Raw genomic sequence first — 12186 nt, 5'->3', positions numbered from 1 at the left:
TCGGCGACTTTGAGGGACTCACTTTGCGCCCTACACCTGGGCAAGGTTCCATAAAATCAAAGTCGAGACGGGGTTTCCTTGAAGCGGTCCATCGTCAAAGCCGCCGTCGCCGCGCTGGCCCTGCTCATCGCCGCGCCGGCCGCCGTCGCCCAGGATCCGGCGCCCGCGCCCGCCGCGCCCCCGCCGGCCGTCGACCTGCCCGAGGCGCCCGTCCCCTACACCACGATCCGCCCGCAACGACGCCCGCAGTCGAAGGCCGCGAGCCGCCCGCCCGCCGCCGCAGCGGCCGGCTCGACCGCCGCAGCCGCCGCGACGACCGCCGCTCCGGCGCCGGCCGGTCCGGCCGTCGCCGGAGCCGTGCCCACCCTGGCCGGCCAACCCACGAACGTCGCGGGCGCGCGCCTCTCCGCCGGCCAGGCCCTGCCGCCAGCCGAACTGGAAGCCTTCGTCGACGGCATGGTCAGGGACGCCATGGGCCGCGAACACATCGCCGGCGTCACCGTCTCGGTGGTGCAGAACGGCCAGGTGGTGCTGAAGAAGGGCTACGGCTTCGCCGACCTCGATCCGCGCCGGCCGGTGGACCCGGACCGCACCCTGTTCCGCATCGGCTCGATTTCCAAGACCTTCACCTGGATCGCCCTGATGAAGGAGGTGGAGGCCGGCCGCATCCGCCTGACGGCGCCGATCAACCTCTACCTGCCGGAGAAGGTGCGGGTCCGCGACCAGGGCTACCAGCGCGACGTCCAGGTGCAGAACCTGATGGACCATTCCCCCGGCTTCGAAGACCGCGCGCTGGGCCACCTGTTCGAGGGTGATGCCGGCCGCGTCCGCCCGCTCGAGCTCTACCTGCGCCAGGAGCGGCCCCGCCGCGTGGCCGCGCCGGGCGTGGTCTCCACCTATTCCAACTATGGCGTCGGCCTCGCCGGCCAGGCCGTCACCTACGTCAGCGGCAAGCCGTTCGAGCAGCAGGTCGAGGACGAGATCTTCACACCGCTCGGCATGAGCCGGACCACCTTCCGCGAGCCCTACCCCGCCAAGCGCGGCCTGCCGGCGCCGATGCCCGCGGCGCTCGCCGCCGACGTCTCGGACGGTTACCGCTGGACTCCCGCGGGCTTCGAGCGCCGCGGTTTCGAGTACGTGAGCCAGATCGCGCCGGCCGGCGCCGCCTCCTCCACGGCCGGCGACATGGCCCGCTACATGATCGCCCTCTTAAACGGCGGTCAACTGAACGGGGTGGCGATCTACAGCCCGCGCACGGCCCAGGCGTTCCGCACGCCGCTGCGCCCGACGCCCGCCGGGATCAACGGCTGGGCCCACGGCTTCATGATCTACAGCCTGCCGGGGGGCTACCGCGGCTTCGGCCACGGCGGCGACACCATCTTCTTCCACTCCAACATGGTGACGGTCCCGGCGCTCAACCTCGGCATCTTCATCTCCACGAACACCGAGACCGGCGCCCAGCTCGCCGCGCGGTTCCCGGACCGGCTGGTGCGCGCGTTCTACGCCGCGCCCCACACCTTCCCGCGCCCCGGCTCGCCCGAACTGGTCCGGCAGGCGGGCGCCTTCACCGGCTACTATCTGACCAGCCGCCGGGCCTATTCCGGGCTCGAGGGCTTCGTCACCTCGCTGATCGGCGGCGGCCAGGTCTCGGTCACCGACGAGGGCCGGCTGGTGACCGGCGCCGGCGAGGGCGTGCGCGCCTGGGTGCCCGACGGGCCGCTCTCGGAGGGCCGGTTCGTGGCCGTCGACGGCGACCAGCGCATCGCCTTCGTCATGCGCGGCGGCAAGGCCACGGGCTACCTGCCGAGCTTCGGCGGGGCGCGCATGGAGCGCGCGCCGTTCTGGCGCAGGCCGCCGGTGCTCGCCGTCCTCGCCGTCCTGACCGCCATGGCCGCGCTCGCCACCCTCGGCGGCATCTTCCTGCGCAACCGCCGGGAGTTCCGCGAGAACGCCATCCAGGCCCGTGCGGCTCTGGTGCAGAACATCCAGGCCGGCCTGTGGCTGATCTCCATGGCGCTGCTGGCGATGTGGGCGACCAAGGCCGGCGACCTGTCGCAGATCATCTACCGCTGGCCGGGCGCCCTGCTGATCACCGCCTCGGCCTGCGCCCTCGTGGCCGCCGCGCTGACCCTGACCACCCTCGTCGCCCTGCCGGCGATCTGGCGCGGCGGACGGCGGGTGGATTCCTGGACCCACCTGCGCAAGGCCTTCTTCACCGTCACCGTCCTGGTCTACGCAACCTTCTCGGTGGTGCTCGCCCTGTGGGGGGCGCTCAGCCCCTGGAGCGGCTAAGCCTGTTAACACCTGGTCGTCAGGACGCCCGTCGCCGAACTCGGCGGCGGGCGTTTTCTTGTGCGGAAACAATTGCCTGCGCGGAATGTCGCAGGGGCCCGTGATCCGCCCTCGGAAGGACCTTCTTAAAGCCCCGTTTACCAAGACCCCGGTAATTCTTGCCTAGCGGCGGGGCGGCCTGATTTGCGCGCCGCCCTGGGGTTTGGGTTGGGGGAAAGACGCGCTTGAACCAGTTCATGGCGGCGCTTCAGCGATTCGGGATCGGCAGGCTCGCCGCCATCCTCGGCATCGGCGCCGGCGTGGCCGCCGTGCTCGTCGCCGTGACCATGAACCTGGGCGAGCCCAAGGCGCTGCTCTACTCCAACCTCGACCTCAAGGAAGCTGGCTCGATCACCGCCGCCCTCGAGCAGGGGGGCGTGAAGTACGAGGTGAAGGGCGACGGCTCCACGATCCTGGTGCCGCGCGACCAGGTGGCCTCCACTCGCCTGATGCTGTCGTCCAAGGGCCTGCCGACCGCGGGCTCGGTGGGCTACGAGATCTTCGACGAGGCCAATGCGCTGGGTCAGACCGACTTCGTCCAGCAGCTCAACCGCCAGCGCGCCCTGGAGGGCGAGCTGGCCCGCACCATCCGCAGCCTCAACGGCGTCACCTCCGCGCGCGTCCACCTGGTGCTGCCGAAGCGCCAGCTTTTCGACGAGGAAGGCGACAAGCCGTCGGCCTCGGTGAACATCGGGGTGGGCGGGCGCGAGCCGACCGCCGAGCAGGTGCGCGCGATCCAGAACCTGGTGTCGGGCGCCGTGCCCAACCTGAAGCCGGACCGCGTCACCGTCGTCGACCAGCACGCCAAGACCCTGTCCGGCGGCGAGACCGGCATCGCCGCCGAGGCCGACGGCCGCAAGACCGAGGTCGAGCAGCGCATCGCCAAGCAGGTGAAGGCCCTGGTCGAGGGCGTGGTCGGGCCCGGCAAGGCGCGGGTCAACGTCACGGCCGACCTGGAGCTCGCCCGCGTCACCGTCCAGCAGGAGACCTACGATCCCGACGGCCAGGTGATCCGCTCCGAATCCACCACCGACGAGAACGCCCGCGAGAACGAGCCGGAGACCACCGGCGAGGTCTCCGCCGCGGCCAACATCCCGGGCGGCATGGGCGGCGACGCCGGCCGCAACTCGTCCGCCTCGGGCCGGCAGGAATCGACCACCAACTACGAGATCTCCAAGACGATCCGCACCGAGGTGCAGGAGCCCGGCCAGGTGAAGCGGCTCTCCGTCGCGGTGGCCGTCGACGGCGTCACCGCCCCCGGCCAGGACGGCCGCCCCGGCGCCTACACGCCCCGCAGCGCGGAGGAGATGCAGCGCATCGAGCAGCTGGTCCGCACCGCCGTGGGCTTCAGCCAGGACCGCGGCGACCAGGTCAGCGTCATCAACGTCCGCTTCCCCTCCGACGTCGATCCCGCCGGCGTCGAGGCGGCCAACCCGCTGATGGGCTTCGACAAGAACGACATCATGCGCGCCGCCGAACTGGGCGTGTTGGCGATCGTGGCCATGCTGATGATGTTCTTCATCGTCCGGCCGCTGCTGCGCGGGGCCCTGGGCGGCGGGGGCGGCGGCGGCGGCATGCCCGCCCTCGCCGGCCCGCAGGTGACCCGCATGGTGACCACCGCGGACGGGCAGCAGATGCAGATCTCCGGCGACGGCGCGCCGAACCTCGCCCTGCCCGGCCCCATGGGCGACCTCGAGCAGAAGATCGACATCGCCCGCATCGAGGGCCAGGTGAAGGCCTCCTCGATCAAGCGCGTCTCGGAGTTCGTCGAGAAGCACCCGGAGGAGTCGGTCTCGATCCTCCGTAGCTGGCTGCACGAGACCGCCTGATGGCCAAGGGCAAGACAGTCGACGTCGCCGCGCGGCTCACCGGACCGGAGAAGGCCGCGGTCATCCTGCTGGCGCTGGGCGAGGAGCACGCCCAGGTCTGGAAGCAGCTCGACGAGGACGAGATCAAGGAGATCTCGCAGGCCATGGCCAGCCTCGGCACCGTCTCGTCGCAGGCGGTGGAGGATCTCCTGGTGGAGTTCGTCTCCGGCGTCGCCGGCACGGGCGCCCTGATGGGCTCCTTCGAGCAGACCCAGAAGCTGCTCGCCTCGATCATGCCGAGCGACAAGGTCGACCAGCTCATGGAGGAGATCCGCGGCCCCGCGGGTCGGACCATGTGGGACAAGCTCGGCAACGTGAACGAGGCCGTGCTCGCCAACTACCTGAAGAACGAATACCCGCAGACGGTCGCGGTGGTGCTCTCGAAGGTGAAGTCGGACCACGCCGCGCGCGTGCTGGCCGCCCTGCCGGAAGACTTCGCGCTGGAGTGCGTCAACCGCATGCTGCGCATGGAACCGGTGCAGCGCGAGATCCTCGACAAGATCGAGCAGACGCTGCGCACCGAGTTCATGTCGAACCTGGCCCGCACCTCCAAGCGCGACAGCCACGAGATGATGGCCGACATCTTCAACGCCTTCGACCGCCAGACCGAGGCGCGCTTCATCACCGCCCTGGAAGAGCGCAACCGCGAGGCGGCCGAGCGCATCCGCGCCCTGATGTTCGTCTTCGAGGACCTGTCCAAGCTCGACCCGGGCGGCGTCCAGACCCTGCTGCGCGCGGTCGACAAGGACCAGCTCGCGCTGGCCATGAAGGGCGCCTCCGACACCCTGCGCGAGATGTTCTTCTCCAACATGTCCGAGCGGGCGGCGAAGATCATGCGCGAGGACATGGAGACCATGGGTCCGGTCCGCCTGCGCGACGTCGACCAGGCGCAGATGGCCATGGTGCAGGTGGCCAAGGACCTCGCCGCCAAGGGCGAGATCATGCTCGCCGGCAACGGCGGCGACGATGAGCTGGTGTACTGATGACCGGCTCCCTTCCCAAGTTCAGCTTCGACACCGAGTTCGACGAGGGCGGCGCCGTGGCCTACCAGGCGCCGCGCCCGAAGACCGCCTTCACGCCGGAGGAGGTCGAGGAGATTCGTCAGCAGGCCTATGCGGACGGCGAGAAGGCCGGTCTGCAGAGCGTCAACGCCGCCCAGGCCCGCGCCATGGCCGAGGTCGCCGCCGCCTGCCGCCAGGCGCTGCCGAAGCTGGCCGAGGTGGCCCACTCGCACCGGGTGGGTTCGGCCAACCTGGCGCTGGCCTGCGCCCGCGCCATCGCCGACGCCGCCCTCTCCCGCTTCCCCGAGGCCCCGCTGCAGGCGGCCATGGAGAGCCTGGCCCGGGAGATCGAGACGGCGCCGCGCCTCGTCGTCGCCGTGCGGCCGGAGATGGCCGGGCACGTCCAGGAGAAGCTGGGCAACACCGCCGCGGCCGTGGGCTTCCCCGGCGCCGTGCAGGTGCGCACCGAGCCGGCGCTCTCGCCCTACGCCTTCACCCTCGACTTCGGCGACGGCTCGGCCGCCTTCGATCCCGAGGCCGCCGCCCAGCGCGTGACCGAGGCCCTGGAGGCGGCGCTGGCCGCCGAGGGCCTGCACGCCGAACCCCTGATCCCCGGAAGCGAAGGCTAGACGGCCATGTCCGAGAACGACCTGAGGCTCGACGAATTCGCCCCCGGCGAAGGCCCCCTGCCCGAGAACGTGGGCGGCGAGGACAAGACCGCCACCGACCTGGCGCCGGTCTTCGACGTACCGGTGAACATCTCGGCGGTGCTCGGCCGGGCGAGCCTTTCCGTCTCCCAGCTGCTGGAACTGGCCCAGGGCAGCGTCCTGGAGCTCGACCGCAAGGTCGGCGAGGCCATCGACATCTATGTGAACAACCGCCTGGTCGCCCGGGGCGAGGTCGTCATCGTCGACGAGCGCCTGGGCGTGACCATGACCGAAATCATCAAGGACGGCGACGCGGCGGCCTGAAGGCCGGCGTGATTGACTGAAGGAGACTACCCATGCGGCTTCTGGTCGTCGGAAGACTGAACGGACAGCTCTCAACCGCCGTGAAGATGGCGATGAGCGCAGGCGCCAAGGTGAGCCATGTGGAGAGCATCACCCAGGCGACCCACGCGCTCCGCGCCGGCCAGGGTGCCGACCTGCTGATGGTCGACTACGAGCTCGACATCGCCGCCCTGATCGCGGCCAACGAGGCCGAGCGGATCCGGGTGCCGGTGGTGGCCTGCGGCATCGGGGCCGACGCCATCGGCGCCGCGGCGGCGATCAAGGCCGGGGCCAAGGAGTTCATCCCGCTGCCACCGGACGCCGAGCTGATCGCCGCCGTCCTGGCCGCGGTTTCCGACGACAACCGCCCGATGGTGGTCACAGACCCCTCGATGCACGCGGTCATCGCCCTCGCCGACCAGGTGGCCCCCTCCGACGCCTCGATCCTCATCACCGGGGAGAGCGGCGTCGGCAAGGAGGTCATCGCCCGCTACGTGCACCAGAAGTCGCGCCGGGCGTCCAAGCCGTTCATCTCGGTCAACTGCGCCGCCATCCCGGAGAACCTGCTGGAGAGCGAGCTGTTCGGCCACGAGAAGGGCGCCTTCACCGGCGCCGTCGCCCGCCGGATCGGCAAGTTCGAGGAAGCCAACGGCGGCACCCTGCTGCTGGACGAAATCTCCGAGATGGACGCGCGCCTGCAGGCCAAGCTGCTGCGCGCCATCCAGGAGCGGGAGATCGACCGGGTCGGCGGCGCCAAGCCGGTGAAGGTGGACATCCGCATCCTCGCCACCTCCAACCGCGATCTCGCCCAGGCGGTGAAGGACGGCACCTTCCGCGAGGACCTGCTCTACCGCCTGAACGTCGTGAACCTGCGCATCCCCTCGCTGCGCGAGCGCCCGGCCGATGTCACCGCGCTGGCCGAGCACTTCATCAAGAAGTACGCCGCCGCCAACGGGGTGCCCGAGCGGCCGCTGTCGGCCGAGGCCCGCCGGCGCCTGGCCCTGCACCGCTGGCCCGGCAACGTGCGCGAGCTGGAGAACGCCATGCACCGCGCGGTGCTGCTCTCCAACGGCCCGGAGATCGAGGAAGGCGCCATCCGCCTGCCCGACGGCCAGCCGCTGGCCGCCGCCGACCCGGCGACCCGCACCGCCCAGGCCGCCTCCTTCGCCGCCGAGAGTGCCAGCCGCGCCTTCGTCGGCCAGACGGTGGCCGCCATGGAGCAGCAGCTGATCCTCGACACCCTGGAACACTGCCTGGGCAACCGCACGCACGCGGCGAACATCCTGGGCATCTCCATCCGGACGCTGCGCAACAAGCTGAAGGAATACACCGAGGCCGGCGTGTCCGTGCCCGCCCCGCAGATGGGCGCGAGCGCGGCCTAAGCACCGATGTCGGACACGGGGGTCACAGGCCAGGCGACGGGATCGCCGATCAACGCCCGCGAGGTGTGGGGCTGGATCGCGCGCGGCGAAGTCGCGCTGGCGATCGGCATCGCCGCGGTCATCGTCATCCTCATCCTGCCGATCCCGGCCTTCCTGCTGGATCTGTTCCTGGCCATCTCGATCACCAGCTCCGTGCTGATCCTGATGACCTCGCTGCTGATCAAGCGGCCGCTGGAATTCACCGCCTTCCCGACCGTCCTGCTGGTGGCGACCCTCTACCGGCTGGGCCTCAACATCGCCTCCACCCGCCTGATCCTCGGCCACGGGCACGAGGGCGTGCACGGCGCGGGCAAGATCATCGAGGCCTTCGGCAACCTGATGATGGGCGGCAGCTTCATCATCGGCCTCGTGGTGTTCGCCATCCTGGTGCTGGTGAACTTCGTGGTCATCACCAAGGGTTCGGGACGGATCGCCGAGGTGGCGGCCCGCTTCACCCTCGACGCCATGCCCGGCAAGCAGATGGCCATCGACGCCGACCTGTCGGCGGGCCTGATCGACGACACCGAGGCCAAGAAGCGCCGCAAGGAGCTGGAGCAGGAGAGCACCTTCTTCGGGGCCATGGACGGCGCCTCGAAGTTCGTGAAGGGCGACGCCGTCGCCGGCCTCATCATCGTCGCCATCAATGTGATCGGCGGCATCCTGATCGGCGTGATCCAGCACAAGGTGCCGGTCGGCCAGGCCTTCTCGACCTACACCATCATGACCATCGGCGACGGCCTGGTCAGCCAGATCCCGGCCCTGATCATCTCCATCGCCGCGGGCTTCCTGGTCTCGAAGTCCGGCGTCGAGGGCTCCGCCGACAAGGCTCTGGTCGCCCAGCTGGCGATGAACCCCGTCAGCCTCGGCATGGTGGCGGCCTCGGCCGGCGTCATCGCGCTCATCCCGGGCATGCCGCTGATCCCCTTCGCGCTCATCTCGGTCGCGGCGGGCATCCTCGCCTGGCGACGCTCGATCCGCGGACAGCCGCCCCAGCCGGTGGAGATCGCCCCCGCCGAACAGGTCGAGGAGGTCGAGGAGCCGATCGGCCAGACCCTGGCCATCGACGAGATCAAGATCGAGCTGGGCTACGGCCTGCTGGGCCTGATCAACGACCTGGAGGGCCGCCGGCTCACCGACCAGATCAAGGCGCTGCGCCGCACGCTCGCGGCCGATTTCGGCTTCGTCATGCCGAGCGTGCGGATCCTCGACAACATGCGCCTGCCCTCGCAGGGCTACTGCATCCGCATCAAGGAGATGGAGGCCGGCGCCGGCGAGGTGCGGCTGGGCCAGCTCATGGCCATGGACCCGCGCGGCGGCCAGGTGGAGCTCCCCGGCGAACACATGCGCGAGCCGGCGTTCGGCCTGCCCGCCACCTGGATCGACGAGAACCTGCGCGAGGAGGCCACCTTCCGCGGCTACACCATCGTCGATCCCGCGACCGTGCTCACCACGCACCTGACCGAGATCCTCAAGGAGAACATGCCGGACCTGCTCTCCTATGCAGAGGTCCAGAAGCTCCTGAAGGAGCTGCCGGCCGAGCAGAAGAAGCTGGCCGACGACCTGATCCCCTCGGTGGTCACCGCCACCACGGTGCAGCGCGTGCTCCAGGCCCTGCTGCGCGAACGCATCTCCATCCGCGACCTTCCGTCGATCCTGGAGGGGATCGGCGAGGCCGCGCCGCACACCGCCTCGGTCACCAACCTGGTGGAGCAGGTCCGCACGCGCCTCGCCCGCCAGATCTGCTTCGCCAACCGCGGCGACGACGGGGCGCTGCCCATCGTCACCCTGTCGCCGGAATGGGAGTACGCCTTCGCCGACGCCCTGGTGGGCCAAGGCGAGGAGAAGCAGCTCGCCCTGCCGCCCTCGCGCCTGCAGGAGTTCATCCGGGCGGTCCGCGACACCTTCGAACGCGCCGCGCTCTCCGGCGAGACCCCGGTCCTGCTCACCAGTCCGACGATCCGGCCCTACGTCCGCTCGATCATCGAGCGCTTCCGCGGCCAGACCCCGGTGATGAGCCAGAACGAGATCCACCCCCGCGCCCGCCTGAAGACCGTCGGGACGATCTAGCCGGCGGACCAAGCGTCGCGCCTTGGCCGACGTCTGGCCCGTTGCGACCGGGCCCTGCGGCTGGTAGCGGTTCACCCCTGCGGAGCGTTCGAAGCTCCGGCGAGTCTTGGGAATCGGATGCGGCGAACTCTCAAAAGACCTCAGGGCGCCGGCGCGGCGGTCCTGTGGGACCTGCTCACCTTCGAGAAGCTGATGACCAACTCGGTCATCCATCTGATCTACTGGGCGGGCCTGGGCGTGATCGCGCTGGGCGCGTTCGGCTCGATCGGGGCCGCCGTGGGCGTCGCGATCCGCGAGTCCAGCATCTTCGGCGTGCTGCTGGCGATCCCGGTTCTGGTCGGCGGGCTTCTGGTGATCGGCGCGCTGGCGCTGCTGTGGCGCTCGTTCTGCGAGTTCTACGTGGCGATCTTCAAGATCAGCGAGGATCTCAGCGTCCTGCGCAAGGACGTGGAAGCCGAGCGCGCCCGCCAGGCCCAGCCGAGGGCCTGACGCCCGGAGCCGGGGCCGGCCTCAGCGCCCGCCGCCGGCCTTCCTCAAGCCCAGCTCGTCCATCGCCGCGGATTCCACCTTGGCCTGGACCTTGAGCTCCATGAGCCGCGCCTGCTCGGCGATCTGCTCGTACTTCTTCTGCTCCTCGAAGGCCTGGGCCAGCGCGTCGCGCGCTCCGGCTTCCTCGGCCATGATGATCTCGATCTCGCACTGGATTTGCTGCTTGCGGCCCTTCAGGGCGTCGAGGAAGCGCAGCAGGTCACCGCTCGTCGAGGGGTCGGCCTGGGCCGCTTCCGCCTCGCCCTGGGCGAACAGCATGGCCAGCCGCATCTCGGCCTGGCGCCGGCGGTCGCCGATCTCCGCCAGTCGCTTCTGCAGCACCTCCACCTCGTAGGTGGAGAGCTTGATCAGGGATTTCGCCCAGCTCATGCGGCCTCATTCAGGATCTGGGAGAGCTGGGCGAAGGACGCCTCGAGGCCGGTCGCCTCGTCGGGGCTCTGGGACAGGAAGGCCTCGAGGGCCGGGTTGAGCTGGATCGCGCGGTCCACGTCGGGATCGGCGCCGGCGCGGTAGGCGCCGATGCGGATCAGCTCCTCCATGTTCGAATAGGCCGACAGCGACCGGCGGGCGGCGGTGACGATCTCCCGCTCGTGCGGCAGGTGGCAGCCCGGCATGGTCCGGCTGATCGACTTCAGGACGTTGATCGCCGGGAAGCGGCCGCGCTCGGCGATCGCCCGCTCCATCACGATGTGGCCGTCGAGGATGCCTCGGACCGCGTCGGCGATCGGCTCGTTGTGGTCGTCCCCGTCCACCAGGACGGTGAACAGGCCGGTGATCGGGCCGGCCTGGGTCCCGTCGGGCCGGATCGGCCCGGGACCCGCGCGCTCCAGCAGCTTCGGCAGCTCGGTGAAGACGGTGGGGGTGTAGCCCTTGGTGGTCGGCGGCTCGCCCGCCGCCAGGCCGATCTCGCGCTGGGCCATGGCGAAGCGGGTGACCGAGTCCATCAGGCACAGGACTTCCATGTCCTGGTCGCGGAAGAACTCGGCGATGGCCAGGGTCATGTAGGCCGCCTGGCGGCGCTTGAGCGCTGGCTCGTCTGACGTCGCGACCACGACAACCGCCCGGCGCAGGCCCTCCTCGCCCAGGGTCTCCTCGATGAACTCGCGCACCTCGCGGCCCCGCTCGCCGATCAGCCCCACCACGACGGCGTCGCAGTCGGCGTTCTTGGCCAGCATGGAGAGCAGCACCGACTTGCCGACACCGGAGCCGGCGAAGACGCCCAGGCGCTGGCCGCGGCAGCAGGTGGTGAAGACGTTCATGGAGCGCACGCCGAGGTCCAGCCGCTCGCCCACCCGGGCGCGGGCGTGGGCGGCCGGCGGCGGCGCCTTCAGCGGATAGGAGGCCAGGCCGTGGGGCAGCGGGCCCAGGCCGTCGATCGGTTCGCCGAAGGCGTCGATGATCCGGCCCAGCCAGGCCTTGGTCGGCCGCACCGCCGAGCCCTGCGGCTCGATGCGGATCTCCGCCCCGGGGGCGACCCCTTCCACCGGGCCGAACGGCATCAGCAGGGCGCGGGTCTCGCGGAAGCCCACCACCTCCGCCGACAGCGGGACCTCGCCGTGGCGGGTGATCTCGGCGCGCGCGCCGACCGCCAGCCGCGACAGACCGCCCCGGGCCTCGATCAGCAGGCCGTTCACCGCGGCGACGCGGCCCGAGACGCTTAGGGGATCCAGCCGCTCGACCGCGGCCACAAGGCTCTGCACGTAACGCCCTCGAAACGAGGCGGCAGAATCCGTGCTTCGCCCTTAAGAGGTGATGAAGATCGGTGCGGCCGTCCGCCCCCTCACCCCCTTAGGGGGTGGCCGGTGGGGCGCGGCGCCGCAGGGCCGCTGCGCCGAACGGTCGCGCCCTGCCGCCGTTCCGCCTCACGCGCTTCGCGCGACTGTCCAATCACAAAAGATTCAACGGTGCTGCGGCAGACCGTCCGAGCGGTCCCGCTTGTCCCGGAATCTCAAATCAGATT

The 12186-nt window shown here is 70.5% G+C and carries 10 protein-coding genes; 8 read left to right on the top strand and 2 right to left on the bottom strand.

Annotated elements, in window-relative coordinates:
• The first annotated feature begins 78 nt into the window (after nt 1–78).
• From V7Z97_RS06630 to V7Z97_RS06595, 8 genes are all read left to right on the top strand, one after another.
• The gene (locus tag V7Z97_RS06630; RefSeq protein ID WP_334162263.1) at nt 79–2292 is read left to right on the top strand and encodes a serine hydrolase domain-containing protein; all 2214 of its coding nucleotides are present in this window, start codon (nt 79–81) and stop codon (nt 2290–2292) included.
• A gap of 224 nt (nt 2293–2516) precedes the next feature.
• Nucleotides 2517–4160 (top strand): flagellar basal-body MS-ring/collar protein FliF, encoded by a 1644-nt coding sequence (gene fliF / locus V7Z97_RS06625; protein WP_334162261.1) that lies wholly within the window; start codon nt 2517–2519, stop codon nt 4158–4160.
• Nucleotides 4160–5182, top strand: coding sequence for a flagellar motor switch protein FliG (gene fliG / locus V7Z97_RS06620; protein ID WP_334162259.1), 1023 nt, complete (start codon nt 4160–4162; stop codon nt 5180–5182). The genes fliF and fliG overlap by 1 nt, the downstream gene beginning before the upstream one ends.
• Complete coding sequence (locus tag V7Z97_RS06615) at nt 5182–5829, top strand: FliH/SctL family protein (RefSeq protein ID WP_334162258.1); 648 nt, start codon at nt 5182–5184, stop codon at nt 5827–5829. Before fliG ends, V7Z97_RS06615 begins: the two co-directional genes overlap by 1 nt.
• Before the next feature lie 6 nt (nt 5830–5835).
• Nucleotides 5836–6171, top strand: coding sequence for a flagellar motor switch protein FliN (gene fliN, locus V7Z97_RS06610; RefSeq protein WP_334162256.1), 336 nt, complete (start codon nt 5836–5838; stop codon nt 6169–6171).
• Between the two features lie 32 nt (nt 6172–6203).
• Nucleotides 6204–7571, top strand: coding sequence for a sigma-54-dependent transcriptional regulator FlbD (flbD, locus tag V7Z97_RS06605; RefSeq protein ID WP_334162255.1), 1368 nt, complete (start codon nt 6204–6206; stop codon nt 7569–7571).
• A 6-nt stretch (nt 7572–7577) separates the two neighbouring features.
• Nucleotides 7578–9677: a flagellar biosynthesis protein FlhA gene (flhA, locus tag V7Z97_RS06600; RefSeq protein ID WP_334162254.1), complete on the top strand. Its 2100-nt coding sequence runs from the start codon at nt 7578–7580 to the stop codon at nt 9675–9677.
• Between the two features lie 117 nt (nt 9678–9794).
• The gene (locus V7Z97_RS06595) at nt 9795–10166 is read left to right on the top strand and encodes a DUF4282 domain-containing protein (RefSeq protein ID WP_334162253.1); all 372 of its coding nucleotides are present in this window, start codon (nt 9795–9797) and stop codon (nt 10164–10166) included.
• A 21-nt stretch (nt 10167–10187) separates the two neighbouring features.
• Here V7Z97_RS06595 and V7Z97_RS06590 read toward each other — a convergent pair whose 3' ends face one another.
• Nucleotides 10188–10595, bottom strand: coding sequence for a flagellar FliJ family protein (locus V7Z97_RS06590; RefSeq protein ID WP_334162252.1), 408 nt, complete (start codon nt 10593–10595; stop codon nt 10188–10190).
• The gene (fliI, locus tag V7Z97_RS06585) at nt 10592–11926 is read right to left on the bottom strand and encodes a flagellar protein export ATPase FliI (RefSeq protein WP_334162251.1); all 1335 of its coding nucleotides are present in this window, start codon (nt 11924–11926) and stop codon (nt 10592–10594) included. Before fliI ends, V7Z97_RS06590 begins: the two co-directional genes overlap by 4 nt.
• Between the last annotated feature and the right edge of the window lie 260 nt (nt 11927–12186).

The sequence above is a fragment of the Phenylobacterium sp. genome, from assembly GCF_036821595.1.
Lineage (GTDB): Bacteria > Pseudomonadota > Alphaproteobacteria > Caulobacterales > Caulobacteraceae > Phenylobacterium.
Note: the sequence above shows the minus strand (reverse complement) of the source record. Positions and strands in the feature narration are given on the sequence as shown.

Coding starts and splice junctions, on each gene's coding strand:
- V7Z97_RS06590 (WP_334162252.1), bottom strand. CDS start 10,595: ATGAGCTGGGCGAAATCCCTGATCAAGCTCTCCACCTACGAGGTGGAG.
- fliN (WP_334162256.1), top strand. CDS start 5,836: ATGTCCGAGAACGACCTGAGGCTCGACGAATTCGCCCCCGGCGAAGGC.
- V7Z97_RS06615 (WP_334162258.1), top strand. CDS start 5,182: ATGACCGGCTCCCTTCCCAAGTTCAGCTTCGACACCGAGTTCGACGAG.
- flhA (WP_334162254.1), top strand. CDS start 7,578: ATGTCGGACACGGGGGTCACAGGCCAGGCGACGGGATCGCCGATCAAC.
- fliG (WP_334162259.1), top strand. CDS start 4,160: ATGGCCAAGGGCAAGACAGTCGACGTCGCCGCGCGGCTCACCGGACCG.
- flbD (WP_334162255.1), top strand. CDS start 6,204: ATGCGGCTTCTGGTCGTCGGAAGACTGAACGGACAGCTCTCAACCGCC.
- V7Z97_RS06595 (WP_334162253.1), top strand. CDS start 9,795: ATGCGGCGAACTCTCAAAAGACCTCAGGGCGCCGGCGCGGCGGTCCTG.